This window comes from Afipia sp. GW821-FHT14H12, from assembly GCF_058803465.1.
Map to the genome: position 1 here is coordinate 1,439,472 of NZ_JBXAOZ010000001.1, position 15,239 is coordinate 1,454,710.

A 15,239-nucleotide genomic window follows, 5' to 3' on the forward strand; every position below is an offset into this window, starting at 1 on the left:
GCCCGATAATCGTTGGTTGCGCGACCCGCGGGGCGGGTTCATTCCGGTTCGGGGGAATCGGGATTTTTTTGTGCTTCGATCCGGGCGGCCGGATCGGCGCGGCGCATCAGGTCCTTCACCAGATCGGACAGGACCGGGCGGGGCAGCGCCGAAAACGGCAGCGGCCGTGTCACGTCGACGGCGGCGAGGCCAAGGCGCGCGGTGAGCAGGCCATTCAAAATACCTTCGCCAAGCCGCGCGGAGAGTTTCGCAGCAACGCCGTGTCCGAGGACCTGCTGGATCAGGCTGTCGCTTGCCGCCATGCCGCCGGTGACGGCGAGATGTGCGATGACGTGTCGCATCAGCCGGATCATGCCGAGCGTACCGGGTCGCCCGCCGTAGAGCCGCGCGAGTTGCCGCACCAGCCGCAACGCTGCCGCGAACACGAACAGCATGTCGATCACAGCACCGGGGCTGACGGCGGTGACGATGGAGACGCGCGAGGCCGCGCTCGAGATCAGCCGCCGCGCCTCCTGGTCGAGCGGCGCCATCAGCGTGCGTTCGGCGAGGCGCAGCATGTCGGCGCCGTCGATGATGTCGTGGGTGTGGCTCTGCATCACCGCGCGGGCATGGGCAAGTTGTGGATTGTCGTGCGCGACCTTCAAGAGATCGCGGACGATGACATCGCTCTCCTTGCGATCATCCGAGACGAGCACGGCGTCGGCGCGGGCGTGCAACTGTTCGATGGTGTCGAGCCGGGCGAGCGCGAGTGCTTCACGCGCGACGATCACGATGAAGGCCAGCGCGCACAGAACCGCGAGCGCGAGGCCGGTGAAGCCCAGCGCATCGCTGCGCGCGAACAGGTCCTCGATCAGGTTGGCCGCACCCAAGCCGAGGCCGAGCACCACAAGCCCGCCCAGCGCGGTCCAGAACAGCCCGCCCCACGGAAAGCGGCGGCGGCGCGGGTGAGGCGTCGCGACGGGTGCCGGGAGTGCAGGCGCATCCGGTTCCGGTGTGATGCGGATGCCGCCATGCGAGGCACGGCCGCTCTCGCCGGCTTCCGCAACGGTCACGCGCGGATCGTCGAGCCGGAACGAAGCAGGTTTGCGCGGATGGCTGCGCTCGCTCATTGCAGTTTGTCTCCGATCAGGAATTGCAGCGCGCGGTCGAGGCGGATGTGGGGCAGCGCGGGCTCGCCTTGCGTGGCGTCGAGCCGGGGCGGGCGGAAACGCAGGAAGCGGTAATCGGCTTCACCGGGATGCGCGGAGCCTGAACCCTTGAACGTCCCCTCGCTGAACAGAGCATCCGGTGACGCCGGGAGGTCGCCGGGAAACGTCGCGACCTCGCTTTCGCCGTCGAGCGTCTCCTTGCCTGCGACTTCACCTTTCATCGGCGTGCCGATGATGGAAGGTAGCGTCTCGCCGTGATGCTGCACGCTTGCCTCGCGGGTGGCGCGCACGGCGGCGAGCGCCACCACGTCGGTGGTCGCGCCTGCGAATTCCGCGCGCGAGGCAGCGCGTTCCACCATCCGCCGCAGGATTGCTTCCAGCCGGTCGTGGCTCAGGTGATGCAGGTGATCGGCCTTGGTGGCCGCGAACAGGATGCGATCGATACGCGGACGGAACATCATGCTCAACAGCGTGCGCCGTCCGGTGTTGAAGCAATCGAGAATCCCCTCTAGCGCGCCTTCGAGGTCGCGCAGGGCTTCCGGCCCGGCGTTGAATGCGGCAAGCGCATCGACCAGCACGATCTGGCGGTCGAGCCGGGCGAAATGGTCGCGGAAGAATGGCCGCACCACGATGTCTTTGTAGGACTCATAGCGTCTGCGCATCATCGCCCACAGCGAGCCTGCGGGAGGCGTGCCGCCCGTGGGCAGATCGAGCGGCGCGAAGGTGAGGGCGGGCGAGTTCGCAAGCGCGCCCGGCATCAGGAAGCGGCCGGGCGGCAGCAGGCTCATGGCGAATTGCTCGTGGCGGCAGGCGCGCAGATATTCGGTAAAGAGCTTTGCCGCCGTCACCGCCGCCGCTTCGTTCTCCGGCGCGACGGGCGCAAGGCTTTCAAGATGCTCGTGCCAAGGTCTGGCGAGCGCGGCGCGCGGCACCTGCCGCGACAGCGCAATGCTTTCCGCCGACCATTGTTCGTAGCTCTTGTGCAGCAGCGGCAGGTCGAGCAGCCATTCGCCGGGATAGTCGACGATATCGAGCGTCAGCGTGCGCATCGCGCCGTTCTCGCGCTGGTAGTCGATGGCGAGCCGCAATTCGCTGATGTCGGTGGTCGATTGCGGCCACAGCCGCTTCTCGATCAGCGTGGACAGATGCGGCTCGTAGGCGAAGCGCGGAATACCGTCGTCCGGCTGCGGCTCCAGTCGCGCCCGCGCGATCCGCCCGCTGGACAGCGACTCGAACACCGGAAAGCGGCCGCCGCGCAGGAAGCCATGCACGAGTGCAGTGATGAACACCGTCTTGCCCGCGCGCGACAGGCCTGTGACGCCGAGGCGGACCGTCGGGTTGAGCAGGCTTTCGCTGTAGTCGAGCAGCGAGCGCGCCGACAGCCGCAGATCGTCAAGAATGTCAGACAGGCCTGGTGCCATAATTCGATCAAATGAAAGGGGAGTATAGCGTGGGTACCTCTAAAAAGCTGGCGATGATGGAACCCAAAATCAAGATGACGTGGATCGTCCGGAATTGTGATCGCGTTGTGGGGCGGTAGGGTTTTGTTGTGGGTCAAGGCGTAGGGTTGGATCTAAAGCGTAATAGTTGATAGATGACGATTTTCCGGTTGAAAGATCTGACGGCCTTCCCGCCGCTGCCCGGCCGCGGAGCCAAACACTGGTGTTACGACCGGGCCGAACTGATCGCCGACAGCATCGTTCACGTTACCGGCCTGTCGCTCGGGTTGATCGCCGCGACCACGCTGATCGTGCTCGCGGGGGTCTATGCCTCGACGCTCAATCTCGTCACCACCTCGATCTATGCCGCGGGGCTCATCGCCATGCTGGCGTTCTCGGCCATCTACAATTTGTGGCCGATCTCGCCGGTGAAGTGGGTTTTACGCCGGTTCGACCATTCGGCGATCTATGTGCTGATCGCCGCCACCTACACGCCGTTCTTGGCGCAGATGACCGACCGCAGGCTTGGCTTCCTGCTGATGGGCGGGGTCTGGTCCGTTGCCCTGATCGGCATCGCGCTGAAGGTTTTTTACCCCGGCCGATTCGATAAGCTCGCCGTCGTGCTTTATCTGGCGCTCGGCTGGAGCGGAGTGATGGCCTACGATTCCATCGCGGCGTCGCTCTCCAGCACGACGCTGTGGCTGATCGCCATCGGGGGTGTGCTGTATTCGGCCGGCGTGATCTTTCATGCCTGGGAGCGGCTGCGCTTTCAGAACGCGATCTGGCATGGCTTCGTGCTGCTCGCGGCTGCCTGCCATTACAGCGCGGTGCTCGATACAGTGCTGATCGCGAACTGAGGCTTGCGCCTCCATTCACCTTGCAACGAAATTCAGACGCGGACGTCGAACTTTTCAACGCCCCGGCGGTTATATTTTCGCGCATCGTTTTCGGCGCGGTTTTATTATGCCGTTTGCGAGGTTGTTTTTGCCGTCTCCCATTGAAGACTATGCCCTGATCGGGGATTGCCTCACCACCGCGCTTGTAAGCCGTGACGGTTCGATCGACTGGTTGTGCTGGCCGACATTCGACTCTGACGCCTGCTTCGCGGCCATGCTCGGCACGCCCGAGCATGGCCGCTGGAAGATTGCACCGAAGGATGCGGCAGTCACCGCCAAACGCGCGTATCGCGACGGCACCCTCATTCTCGAAACCACATTCAGTTGCGAAAGCGGCACCTGCACGCTGATTGATTTCATGCCGCCGCGCGGCGAGGCGTCCGACATCGTGCGGCTGGTGCGCGGCGATGCCGGCGTGGTCGAGATGCGGATGGAGTTGCTGCTGCGTTTCGGCTCCGGCGCCAACGTGCCATGGGTGCGGCGGCTCGATGACGGTACGCTGCAGGCGGTCGCGGGGCCGGACATGGTGGTGTTGCGCAGCAATGTCGAGATGCGCGGCGAAGGCATGACCACCGTCTCCGACTTCAAGGTGCACCAGGGCGAGACGTATCATTACGTGATGACTTACAATCCCTCGCATCTTCCGGTGCCCGAGGCGATCGATATCGAGATCGCGCTGGAGGAGACCGAGTCGTTCTGGACGGGATGGTCCTCTCGCTGCAATTTCAAGGGCAAGCATCGCGACTTTATCCAGCGTTCGCTGATCACGCTGAAGGCCATGACCTACGCGCCGACCGGTGGCATCGTCGCGGCGCCGACGACATCGCTGCCGGAAAAGGTCGGCGGGGCGCGGAATTGGGATTATCGGTTCTGCTGGCTGCGCGACGCCACCTTCACGCTGCTCGCTCTGATCGACAGCGGCTATGTCGAGGAAGCCGTCGCGTGGCACGAATGGCTGCTGCGTTCGGTGGCGGGTGCGCCCGCCGACATGCAGATCATGTACAGCATCACCGGCCAGCGCCGCCTGCTGGAATGGCAGGCGGACTGGCTGCCGGGCTATGAAAACTCGAAGCCGGTGCGGTTCGGCAATGCCGCGCACGCGCAGTTGCAGCTCGATGTCTATGGCGAGCTGATGGACGCCTTCCATCAGGCGCGGGTGCACAAGATCCAGCTCAATGGCGAGACGTGGCCGGTCGAGACGGCGCTGTTGAAGCATCTCGCGCAGGTGTGGATGGAGCCTGATTGCGGCATTTGGGAGCGGCGGGACGTGCCTCGCCATTATGTATTCTCCAAGGTCATGTGCTGGGTGGCGTTTGACCGAGCCGTTCTTGCTGTCGAAACGTTCGGCAGAAAAGGGCCGGTGGAGGAATGGCGCGCCATCCGCGACGGCATCCATGCCGAGATTTGCGCCAATGGCTTCGATGCGCAGGAAAATACTTTCGTCGAAGCCTATGGCTCGAAGATGCTGGATGCGAGCCTGCTGTTGCTGCCCGCCGTGGGCTTTCTCAAGCCGGACGATCCGCGCATCATCGGCACCATCGCCGCGATTGAACGGCGCATGATGAAGGATGGATTCGTGCTGCGGCACGATCCGCAGGAGGCGCGTGACGGCGAAGTGCAGCCGATCGAGGGCGCGTTTCTCGCCTGCACGCTATGGCTTGCGGATGTCTATGTATTGCTCGGGCGTGTCGACGACGCGCGCGAGCTTTATTTGCGGGTACACGGCATCGCCAATGATGTCGGCCTGTTGTCGGAGGAGTACGACCCGACCCTGCGGCGGCAGACCGGGAATTTCCCGCAGGCGCTGACGCATATCGCGATGATCAACAGCGCGCAGAACATCTTTGCGGCACTGCATCCCGACAAACCCGCCGTGCAGCGCGCGAAGAAGAACTAGGCAAGCGCCAGAATTTTGTCGATGGCGGATGCCACGCCGTCTTCTTCATTGGATGACGTTGTGTAGGTCGCGCGCTTCTTCACCGCGTCGCTGGCATTGCCCATCGCAAACGATATCCCGCCCTTGAGGAACATCGGCAGGTCGTTGGCCATGTCGCCGATGACGGCGACCTCCTTGAGCGGAATGCCGAGCCGGGCAGCGCTTTCCTCGACGAAGGTGCCTTTGTCGAGGCTGGGTGGCGTCACGTCGAGATAGTAATTCTGCGAACGTGCCGCATGGGCGGCTTTGCCGAGCGCCGCTTTCAGGTCTGGCTCGCAGGCCGCCAGCAACTCGAAATCCTCGCTGACGCCCACGATCTTGCAGATGCCGTCGCGCGGAAGCGCATTATCGTCGACGACTTCCGGCTCGAAATCGATGGTACGGCGCTCGCGCGCGACATAGGGGGTGTCACCGCGCCGCACCAGCCAGCGTTCGGCGGTGAACAGCCATATCTCCACGCCCCGCTCGTTGAGAAGGTCGAGCGCGACATCGACGGCATCGTGCGGAATGGTGTGGTTCTCGATGATGGAGCCGTCGGGGCTGAACAGCGTGCTGCCGTTGAACGCGCCCATCGGCAACATGAGCTTCAAGGGCGCCGACAGCATCCGTATGCCGAAGGGCGGGCGGCTGCTGACGACTGTGAATGCGATGCCGCGCGTGTGCAGGCGATGCACAGCGGCGATGACGCCGGGTGTCAATTGCTTGTCGCGCGTGACCAGCGTGCCGTCGACATCGGAAACCACCAGACGAACGGGGCTCATGAGGTGCGGGCTCCTGGTTTGTCGGGGAGGTGCAAGGCAGTGATGATTGTATCCACGATGCGCTCCACCGGTGCGTCGATGCCGACTGTAAGGATATGTTCGCCGGGCTGCGGTGGTTCCAGTGCGTCGATTTGGCTCTTGAGCAACTCTGGCGGCATAAAATGGCCGCTACGATGCTTAAGGCGCTGTGCGATCAAATCGGCCGGCCCTTTCAGGTAGACGATCCGTACATCCTTGCGGCCATGCACGAGAATGTCGCGGTAGGCACGTTTCAGCGCGGAGCAGGCGATAATCACCGGCGTGTTGTCGTCGGCGTAACGGTCGATGGCGTCCGCGATGGCATGCAGCCAAGGCAGGCGATCGTCGTCGGTCAGCGGAATTCCAGCCTTCATTTTTTTGATATTGGCGGCGGGGTGATAATCGTCGCCGTCGGCTTCTGCAAAACCGGTGCGCGCGGCAAGCGCCTCCGAGATCGTGGTCTTGCCCGATCCGGACACGCCCATCACGACAATGATCCTGACGGCATCGGTTGCCATCACGCCTCACAGGACTCTGGAGCTGCCGCCCTGTCGATTAGCCACCATGTCTCGCCGCGTGCCGACTGCGCGTGTGCGGCTGGTAAATCTTCGCCTGCGAACACGCGCGACAGGATCGCGCGCTTGTCGTGACCGGAGGCGAGTAACAGCATCTCGCGGCATTGCGCGAGGCACGGCAGCGTCAGGCTGACGCGCGGCACGAAGGGCGCGACATGCGCCTGTGGCACGCCTGCAACCCAATGCTCGGTCTCGGAGGCGGCGGGATAGCCCGGAAACAACGAGGCGGTGTGACCGTCCGGCCCGACGCCGAGCAGCACGAGATCAAACAGCGGTGCGCCGTCGGTGCGATGGCGGGCCTGAAATTCGCGCAAGGTCTGTTCATAGGCCCGCGCGGCCTCAACCGGCGAGGCTGCATCCGTCGGGATCGCGTGGATGTTCTCGGGCGGCGCGCAGCCGTCGAGGAACGCATGGCGCGCCATGCCGATATTGCTGAGGTCGTCGTCTGGTGGCACGAAGCGGTCATCGCCGATGAACCACTGCACCCGCTGCCACGGCAACTGGTTGCGCCATTCCGGCGTCGCCAGCAATTGATAGAGCCGCTTCGGCGTGGAGCCGCCGGTGAGGCAGATCGCAGGCTCGCCGGTGTTCTCTCTGGCGCGTGCAACGACGCGCTCCGCCGCCCGCTCGGCGAGGGCCACCGCGTCCCGCTCGATGATGATGCGCGGACGGGGCATTGTCATTCGCCATCGATGGCGCGCCAGCGGCGGCCGTCGCGCTCCAGCAGCTCGTGCGCTTCCTCGGGGCCGTCGGTGCCGGCCTGGTACATCGCAAGTCCCTTGCCGCCGGCTTTCTTCCACGCGTCGAGAAAAGGCTGCACCGCTGCCCATCCGGCTTCCACACCATCGGCGCGCTGGAACAGGATGTTGTCGCCGATCATGCAATCGTAGATCAGCGTCTCGTAGCCGGTGTTCGGCGAGGCCTTGAAGTAGTCCTTGTACCTGAACTTCATTTCCACACCGTCGATCGTCACCTGTGGGCCGGGCACCTTGGTGTTGAACTGCAGCATGATGCCTTCGGTCGGCTCGATGCCGATGACCAGATAGTTCTGCGACAGCCGTTCGACCTCGGTGGTGCGGAACATCGAGAACGGCGCCTGCTTGAAGCGGATCGCGACTTCCGTGCGTTTGGCGGCGAGCGCCTTGCCGGTGCGCAGATAGAACGGCACGCCCGCCCAGCGCCAGTTGTCGATGGTGAGTTTCAGCGCGGCGTAGGTCTCCACCGTGCTGTCCGGCGAGACGTCCTTGGTCTGGCGGTAATAGCCGACCTGCCGGTCGCCGATGCGGCCCGCGAGGTATTGCCCGCGCACTGAATTCTTCAGCGCCTCCGCCTCGGTCTGGGTCTGGATCGCGGCGAGCGCCTCGCCTTTCTCCGAGCGCACCGAATGCGCATCGAATCGCGAGGGCGGCTCCATCGCCACCAGCGCCATCAACTGAAACAGATGGTTCGGCACCATGTCGCGCAGCGCGCCGGTCTGTTCGTAGAAGCTGCCACGCGTGCCGACATCGATGGTCTCCGACACGGTGATCTGGACATGATCGATGTGGTTGCGATTCCAGATCGGCTCGAACATGCCGTTGGCGAAGCGCAGCACGAGGATGTTTTGCACCGTCTCTTTGCCGAGATAGTGGTCGATGCGATAAATCTGGTGCTCGTCGGCAAGCTTGAGAAGATCAGCGTTGAGCTGCTTGGCGGATTGCAGGTCGGTGCCGAACGGCTTTTCGATGACGAGCCGCCGCCACGCACCATCTTTTTCCTTGAGCAGGCCGGCTGCGCCCAGCATCTCGCTGATCGGCTTGAACGCGCCGGGCGGCACGGCAAGATAGAACAGATGGTTGGTGACACCTTTATCCTTGCGTGCCTTTTCAAGCTGCGCCTTCAGGTTCTCGACGGATTTGGGATCGCTCGGATCGGCATGGATCGAGGTGAGGCAGCCGAACAGTTTGTCGGCGACCTCCTGTTTCACCGGACGGGTGGCATGTTTCTCAAGCCCCTTCATCAGGTCGGTCTTGAGCGTTTTGCTCTGGGTCTCGGTGCGCGTCACGCCGATGATGCAGAATTTTTCCGGCAGCAGGCCGGATTCTTCCAGATTGTAGAGTGCGGGAATGACCAGCCGGTGGGAGAGATCGCCGGTGACGCCGAAGATCACGAAGCCGCACGAATCCGGAATCCGCTCGCGTGCGTTCACGGTATCGGCATTCATCATGGGCAGACTCCTGCTTAGTCGTCTTTGGGCTTGAGCTTCTCCGGCGCCTTGGCGCCTGGCGCGTCAGGGTGCTGCTGCGGCTCCTTGTGGCCGCCGAAGCCTGCGCGCATCGCAGAGAGAATCTTTTCAGCGAAGGTGTGTTCCTTGCGTGAGCGGAAACGCGCGAACAAAGCGGCGGTAATCACTTCCGCGGGCACGGATTCGTCGATCGCGGCGGCAATGGTCCAGCGGCCTTCGCCGGAATCCTCGACGAAGCCGGAATATTGGTCGAGCGTATCGTTGCGCGCGAGTGCGGAGGCGGTGAGATCGAGCAGCCATGACGAGATCACGCTGCCGCGCCGCCAGACTTCCGCGACATCGGCAACATTGACGTCGAAGCGGTGCTCGGGCGGCAGCGCCTCGATGTTGGCGTTCTTGAGAATGTCGAAGCCTTCGGCGTAAGCCTGCATCAGCCCGTATTCGATGCCGTTATGCACCATCTTGACGAAATGCCCGGCGCCGACAGGCCCGGCATGGATGTAGCCCTGCTCGGCGCGGGGGTCGCGCGCCTCACGTCCGGGCGTGCGCGGCACGCCGCTTTCGCCGGGCGCGAGCGTTGCGAAGATCGGATCGAGCCGGTCGACATTCGCCTTGTCGCCGCCGATCATCATGCAGTAGCCACGCTCATAGCCCCAGATGCCGCCACTGGTGCCGACATCGATGTAGTGGATGCCTTTTTCCTTTAATGCCTGCGCACGGCGTACGTCGTCCTGCCAGAAGGTGTTGCCGCCATCGATGATGGTGTCACCCTTTTGCAGAATGGAGGAAAGCGTGTGGATCGTGTCCTCGGTGATCTTGCCAGCAGGGAGCATGATCCAGACGGTGCGCGGCGCTTTCAGCTTCGCCGCGACATCTTTTAACGAGGCGGTGGCGACGGCGCCGTGCTGCGCCAGTTCGTCCACCGCCTTGGGATTGACGTCGAACACGACGACCTCGTGCTTGCCCATTTCGATCAGGCGGCGCGTGATGTTGCCGCCCATCCGGCCAAGGCCGACAAGTCCGATCTGCATGGTATCTTCCTATGACAGTGCTTTGGCGACCGCGCTGTTGATGGCGGCGAGACCTTTTGAAACATCCCCCTTGATGTGAAGCCGCAGGGCGCGGCGGTCGCGCTCGGTGAGCACGTCGAAATCGCCACGTGCCTGCGCCGCCTTGATGATGCCGAAGCTCGCCGTCTGGCCCGGCACCGGCAGGTCCTTGGCGTCGTCGGCGGTGATCTGAACGAACACGCCGGTGTTCGGCCCGCCCTTGTAGGCCTGCCCGGTGGAGTGCTGGAAGCGCGGGCCGAAGCCGACGCAGGTAGCGACATGCTTGTCGTCGCGGATGGCAATGCGCGCCTTCTGAAGCGCGGCGATGTCCTTGTCGTTATGGTCGATATAAGCGAGCAGGGCGGCGTAGTCGCCGGACTCGATGCGCGAGAAATGCGCCTTGAGCCACGATTCCACCGTGCCGTTCGCGCCTGCTTCGCGCAGCGCCTCGGCGTTGTTGCGGTCGGTATAGACCGCGAGGTTGCCGTCGGTGACGAGCGGTTCTTCCTGCGGTAGCGCGCCGGATTTTTCAAAAGCGGCGGTGAGCTCGCGGGTCTTGACCTTGGCGGCCTCGACATCCGGCTGGTCGAAAGGGTTGACGCCGATCACGCTGCCCGCGACCGCCGTCGCCATCTCGAAGCGGAAGAACTCCTGGCCGATATGAGCGGCGTCCGTCACCGCGATGCGGATCACCGGATGGCCTGCCTGTTCAAGCGCCTTGAGGGCGGCCTCGCGCGAGGTGTCGCCTTTCAAGGCGAGATCGACGAAAACGCGATCATCGCCATACACGTCCGGCTTGCCGAGCGGCTCGTCGGCGAGCGGGATCAGCGCGCGGCCATTCTTGCCGGTGGATTCGGCAATCAATTGTTCGGTCCATGCGCCGAAGTCCTCGATCTGGTTCGAGGCCGACAGCGTGACCTTGTCGCGGCCCGCGCGGGCCGCAGCACCAAGTGCCAGGCCGAGCTGGATGCCGGGGTTCTCGTGCGGCGGCACGTCCGCGCCGCAGGCATGCGCCATCGCGCCCGCCGCTGCGAGGAATTTTTTAAGATCGATGCCTGCCGCGGCCGCAGGCACGAGGCCGAACGGAGAGATCACCGAATAGCGGCCGCCGATGCTCGGCTCGCCATGGAAGACGTGGATGAAGTTGCGTTCGCGCGCGACCTTTTCCAGCGACGAGCCGGGATCGGTGACGGCGATGAAGTGCACGCCGGGCTTCTGGCCGCTGACCTTCTCCACGCGCGCGAAGAAATAATCCATCAGCGCGTTCGGCTCGGTGGTACCGCCGGACTTACTGGAGACGATGAACAGTGTACGGGTGAGGTTGATGGATTTCTCGACGCGCCGCACCTGTGCGGGATCGGTGGAATCGAGGATGTGCAGCTTCGGGAAGCCCTTCGCCTGCTTGAAGGTGGTGGCGAGCACTTCCGGCCCGAGGCTCGATCCGCCCATGCCGAGCACCACGGCATCGGTGAACTTCGCGCGCTTCACCGCGTCGGCGAAGCGCTGGTAGAGCTTGAGCGAATTCTGCTCGCGTTCGACGGCATCCAGCCAGCCGAGCCATTTGGCCTCGTCGTGATTGGTCCACACCGAGGCGTCTCGCTTCCACAGCCTGCGGCCCTTGCCCTCGGCGCGCCAGTCGTCGGTCAGTGCCTTGGTGGTGCGGGTGAGATCGTCACCGAGCGCAAGCGCCTGCGTGTCGATCTTCGCGCCCAGCATCCGCGCGCGCTTGGAGGCGACCGCGCCGAGGAGCTGGTCGGCGGCTTCCGAGAACAGCCGTACGCCGTCGTCCACCAGATGGTCAGTGATGGCATCGAGCGAGATGCCGGCCAGCCTCAGGCCGGACAGGATTCCTTCGGCCTCCTGAATATTCTCCTCCAGCGTATCGCGGACCTTGCCGTGATCGCGGAAGGCATCGAGCGTCGCGGGCGGCACGGTGTTGACCGTGTCCCTGCCGATCAGCTCCTCGACGTAAAGCACGTCGCTGTAAGCCTTGTTCTTGGTGCCGGTCGAGGCCCAGAGCAGGCGTTGCACGCGCGCGCCCTTGGCTTCCAGCGCCTTCCAGCGGTCGGAGGCGATCACCTTTTTATAATGCTGATAGGCGAGTTTGGCGTTGGCGACGGCGACCTTGCCCTTCAGCGCAGCCAACTGCGCCTTGCGGTCATCGTCGTTGGCGGCGGCGATCTTGTCATCGAGCTGCCGGTCCACGGCGGTATCGATGCGGGACACGAAGAACGAGGCGACGCTCGCAACCTTGGAGAGATCGCCGCCGGTCGCGGCGTATTTCTCCAGCCCCGAGATATAGGCCTCCAGCACGTCGGCATAGACCTTCTGCGAGAACAGCAGCGTGATGTTGATGCTCAGACCTTCGGCGGTGAGTTGCTCGATCGCGGGCAGGCCCTCGCTTGTGCCCGGCACCTTCACCATCAGGTTCTTGCGGCCGACCGCCTTCCACAGCCGCCGCGCCTCTTGGAGCGTGCCCTCGGTGTCACGCGCGAGATAGGGCGAGACTTCGAGGCTGACGTAGCCATCATGGCCATGCAGTTCGTCATAGACAGGCCGCAGAACGTCGGCGGCGTTCTGGATATCCTCGATGGCGACGGATTCATAAAGATCGATCACCGAGCGGTCGCCGCCCTTCAGGAGCTTTGCGAATGCGGCATCGTATTCGTCGCCGGTGCCGATGGCTTTCTCGAAAATCGAGGGATTGGAGGTGACGCCGCGTACGCCGTCGCGCTCGATCAGCGCTTTCAGCTCTCCCTTGGCAATGAAGCCGCGCGCGAGGAAGTCGAGCCAGATCGACTGGCCATGGTTCTGCAATTCTTTGAGAGGATTCATGATGCCTTGTTCTGTTCGATTTGGTGCAATGCCGCTTCGACGACCTTATCCGGTGTGAAGCCGAATTTCTTCAACAGATCCTTCAGCGGAGCTGACGCGCCGAAAGTATGCATACCGATGATGGCACCGGAAGGGCCTGCGTAACGATCCCAGCCGATGGGGGAGCCTTGCTCCACGGCCACCCGCGCGGTGATATGCGGGGGCAGCACGGTGTCGCGGTAGGATTTGTCCTGTTTTTCGAACAAATCCCATGACGGCATGCTGACCACGCGGGCGCGGATGCCGCGTGATTTCAACTCCTCGAAGGCTGCGACGCACAATTGTACCTCGCTGCCGGTACCGATCAGGATCACCTGCGGCTCGCCGTCGCTATCCGCCATCACATAGGCACCGCGTGCGACCCCGGACGCGGAAGCATATTTACCGCGGTCGAAAATCGGCAGGGCCTGGCGGCTCAGGATCAGCGCTGCCGGTTGGTCCTTGAGGCTGAAGATGACTTTATAAGCCTCTCTTACTTCATTGGCGTCGGCCGGGCGCAGCACGACGAGGTTCGGGATGGCGCGCAGGCCTGCCAGTTGTTCGATCGGCTGATGGGTCGGCCCGTCTTCGCCGACGCCGATGGAATCGTGGGTGAAGACATGGAAGATCGGCAGCCGCATCAAGGCGGCGAGCCGGATCGGCGGACGCATGTAGTCAGAGAAAATCAGAAAGGTCGCGCCGAAAGCGCGCAGATGGCACAGCCCCATGCCGTTGACGATGGCGCCCATGCCGTGTTCGCGAATTCCGAAATGCATGTTGCGTCCGCCGGGGGTGGCCTTTTCCAGCGCGGTCATGCCTTCGCTGGTAAGCTTGGTCTTGGTTGACGGTGCGAGGTCGGCCGCGCCGCCCAGCACCCACGGCAATTCCTCGGCGATGGCGTTCAGCACTTTTCCTGAAGCCTCGCGCGTGGCGATGCCTTTCGCGTCCGGTTTGAAGACGGGCAGGGTGCTGGCCCAGTTTTCGGGTAATCCATGCCTCAGGCAGCGTTCGATCTGCCCGGCCTCGCGGTGGTACTCTTTCGCGTATTGCGCAAAGCCCTTTTCCCACGCCGCGCGCGCGGCGGCACCGCGTTGGCCGATGCCGGCATGGAAGCGTTCGCGCACGCCGTCCGGCACGTAGAAATCCTTATCCTGCGGGAAGCCGAGAAACGCCTTGGTCTTTTTCACTTCGTCGGCGCCAAGCGCGTCGCTGTGGATTTTCGACGTGCCCTGCATGTCCGGCGCGCCGTAGCCGATCACGCTGTTGACGATGATGAGTGTGGGGCGGCCCTTGGTTTCGCGGAATTCCTCCAGCGTGGCACGCACACGGTTGCAATCGTTGGCGTCCGCGACATGGGTGACATGCCAGCCATAGCCGCGGAAACGCTCCGCGACATTCTCATCGAACGCGAGTTCGGTGTGGCCTTCGATGGTGACGGTGTTGCTGTCGTAGATCCAGCACAGGTTGTCGAGCCCGAGATGGCCCGCGAGGGAGGCGGCTTCCGAGGCGACGCCCTCCATCATGTCGCCGTCGCTGCAGATGTTGTAGACGTTGAAGTCGAAAATGGTGTGTCCCGGCTTGTTGTAATGCGCGCCCAGCCAGCGCGAGGCGATCGCCATGCCGACGCTGTTGCCACAGCCCTGTCCCAGTGGGCCGGTGGTGGTCTCGACGCCGGTGGTGTGGCCGTATTCGGGGTGGCCCGGCGTCACGCTGTCGATCTGGCGGAAATGCTCGATGTCGTCGAGCGTCACCGCGAGCTTGTCCGTTGCCTTGCCGTCCTTCAGGCGCTTGATGCCGGACAGGTGAATCAGCGAATACAGCAGCATCGAGGCATGGCCGCACGACAGCACGAAGCGGTCACGGTTTGGCCATAGCGGTTCATCGGGGTCGTAGCGCAGCACCTCCTGCCACAGTGTGTAGGCGACGGGCGCGAGCCCCATCGGCGCGCCGGCATGGCCCGAATTGGCCTTTTGCACGGCGTCGATGGTGAGGGTGCGGATGGTGTTGATGCAGAGCTGATCGATGTCGGCCTGGGCGCGTGGTTGATCATTCGGTGTCGAGCGCGGAGCATCCATTGGTGATTTTCCCGGCGTGGCTGAAAACGTCTGTCTTGCGCCCGTGCCCCGGCGGCAAAGCTATAACTGGAATAAAACGGACGTAAGACGGGATGGTTCCCGTTTCGGGCGGTGTCGCGACGACGTGAAGATGCGCCTATGATGAGGGCAACGGAGGCCTGCATGAGAGTGGCAATAGGTGTGGTGATCGGGTTGGCGATCGGCTATCTCGCGATGTATTATTTCAAAAGCGGACATTTGCCGTTCTGACTGACCTTAACTGGCA

The 15,239-nt window shown here is 63.5% G+C and carries 11 protein-coding genes; 2 read left to right on the top strand and 9 right to left on the bottom strand.

Annotated elements, in window-relative coordinates:
• Positions 1 to 38: 38 nt before the first annotated feature.
• Together AC1RNA_RS07145 and AC1RNA_RS07150 are read right to left on the bottom strand one after the other, a co-directional pair.
• Positions 39 to 1,109 carry a YcjF family protein gene (locus AC1RNA_RS07145; RefSeq protein ID WP_492950609.1) on the bottom strand — a complete coding sequence of 357 codons (1,071 nt, stop codon included), beginning with the start codon at positions 1,107 to 1,109 and terminating at the stop codon, positions 39 to 41.
• Positions 1,106 to 2,569, bottom strand: a complete 1,464-nt coding sequence (locus AC1RNA_RS07150) for a YcjX family GTP-binding protein (protein WP_492950610.1) — start codon at positions 2,567 to 2,569, stop codon at positions 1,106 to 1,108. The genes AC1RNA_RS07145 and AC1RNA_RS07150 overlap by 4 nt, the downstream gene beginning before the upstream one ends.
• Before the next feature lie 173 nt (positions 2,570 to 2,742).
• On the opposite strand from AC1RNA_RS07150, the gene trhA reads away from it, so the two are divergent.
• Positions 2,743 to 3,444: a PAQR family membrane homeostasis protein TrhA gene (trhA, locus tag AC1RNA_RS07155; RefSeq protein WP_492950611.1), complete on the top strand. Its 702-nt coding sequence runs from the start codon at positions 2,743 to 2,745 to the stop codon at positions 3,442 to 3,444.
• Between the two features lie 127 nt (positions 3,445 to 3,571).
• Positions 3,572 to 5,380, top strand: a complete 1,809-nt coding sequence (locus AC1RNA_RS07160; RefSeq protein WP_492950612.1) for a glycoside hydrolase family 15 protein — start codon at positions 3,572 to 3,574, stop codon at positions 5,378 to 5,380.
• Here AC1RNA_RS07160 and AC1RNA_RS07165 read toward each other — a convergent pair.
• The 7 genes from AC1RNA_RS07165 to tkt are packed head-to-tail and all read right to left on the bottom strand — an operon-like array spanning position 5,377 to position 14,974.
• Positions 5,377 to 6,180 carry a Cof-type HAD-IIB family hydrolase gene (locus AC1RNA_RS07165; RefSeq protein WP_492950613.1) on the bottom strand — a complete coding sequence of 268 codons (804 nt, stop codon included), beginning with the start codon at positions 6,178 to 6,180 and terminating at the stop codon, positions 5,377 to 5,379. The genes AC1RNA_RS07160 and AC1RNA_RS07165 overlap by 4 nt on opposite strands.
• Positions 6,177 to 6,716, bottom strand: a complete 540-nt coding sequence (locus AC1RNA_RS07170; RefSeq protein WP_492950614.1) for a gluconokinase — start codon at positions 6,714 to 6,716, stop codon at positions 6,177 to 6,179. Before AC1RNA_RS07170 ends, AC1RNA_RS07165 begins: the two co-directional genes overlap by 4 nt.
• The gene (pgl, locus tag AC1RNA_RS07175; RefSeq protein ID WP_492950615.1) at positions 6,716 to 7,456 is read right to left on the bottom strand and encodes a 6-phosphogluconolactonase; all 741 of its coding nucleotides are present in this window, start codon (positions 7,454 to 7,456) and stop codon (positions 6,716 to 6,718) included. The genes AC1RNA_RS07170 and pgl overlap by 1 nt, the downstream gene beginning before the upstream one ends.
• A complete protein-coding gene (gene zwf, locus AC1RNA_RS07180; protein ID WP_492950616.1) occupies positions 7,453 to 8,979 on the bottom strand; it encodes a glucose-6-phosphate dehydrogenase in 1,527 nt (508 codons plus the stop codon). The genes pgl and zwf overlap by 4 nt, the downstream gene beginning before the upstream one ends.
• Positions 8,980 to 8,993: 14 nt before the next feature.
• A complete protein-coding gene (gnd, locus tag AC1RNA_RS07185) occupies positions 8,994 to 10,028 on the bottom strand; it encodes a phosphogluconate dehydrogenase (NAD(+)-dependent, decarboxylating) (RefSeq protein WP_492950617.1) in 1,035 nt (344 codons plus the stop codon).
• Positions 10,029 to 10,037: 9 nt separating this feature from the next.
• Complete coding sequence (locus AC1RNA_RS07190; RefSeq protein ID WP_492950618.1) at positions 10,038 to 12,881, bottom strand: bifunctional transaldolase/phosoglucose isomerase; 2,844 nt, start codon at positions 12,879 to 12,881, stop codon at positions 10,038 to 10,040.
• Positions 12,878 to 14,974, bottom strand: coding sequence for a transketolase (gene tkt, locus AC1RNA_RS07195; protein WP_492950619.1), 2,097 nt, complete (start codon positions 14,972 to 14,974; stop codon positions 12,878 to 12,880). The genes AC1RNA_RS07190 and tkt overlap by 4 nt, the downstream gene beginning before the upstream one ends.
• Positions 14,975 to 15,239 lie beyond the last annotated feature (265 nt).

What these genes read in the sequence shown, in the direction of transcription:
- tkt (WP_492950619.1), bottom strand. Translation starts at nt 14,974, where the DNA reads ATGGATGCTCCGCGCTCGACACCGAATGATCAACCACGCGCCCAGGCC.
- trhA (WP_492950611.1), top strand. Translation starts at nt 2,743, where the DNA reads ATGACGATTTTCCGGTTGAAAGATCTGACGGCCTTCCCGCCGCTGCCC.
- AC1RNA_RS07190 (WP_492950618.1), bottom strand. Translation starts at nt 12,881, where the DNA reads ATGAATCCTCTCAAAGAATTGCAGAACCATGGCCAGTCGATCTGGCTC.
- zwf (WP_492950616.1), bottom strand. Translation starts at nt 8,979, where the DNA reads ATGATGAATGCCGATACCGTGAACGCACGCGAGCGGATTCCGGATTCG.
- gnd (WP_492950617.1), bottom strand. Translation starts at nt 10,028, where the DNA reads ATGCAGATCGGACTTGTCGGCCTTGGCCGGATGGGCGGCAACATCACG.
- AC1RNA_RS07145 (WP_492950609.1), bottom strand. Translation starts at nt 1,109, where the DNA reads ATGAGCGAGCGCAGCCATCCGCGCAAACCTGCTTCGTTCCGGCTCGAC.
- pgl (WP_492950615.1), bottom strand. Translation starts at nt 7,456, where the DNA reads ATGACAATGCCCCGTCCGCGCATCATCATCGAGCGGGACGCGGTGGCC.
- AC1RNA_RS07165 (WP_492950613.1), bottom strand. Translation starts at nt 6,180, where the DNA reads ATGAGCCCCGTTCGTCTGGTGGTTTCCGATGTCGACGGCACGCTGGTC.
- AC1RNA_RS07150 (WP_492950610.1), bottom strand. Translation starts at nt 2,569, where the DNA reads ATGGCACCAGGCCTGTCTGACATTCTTGACGATCTGCGGCTGTCGGCG.
- AC1RNA_RS07170 (WP_492950614.1), bottom strand. Translation starts at nt 6,716, where the DNA reads ATGGCAACCGATGCCGTCAGGATCATTGTCGTGATGGGCGTGTCCGGA.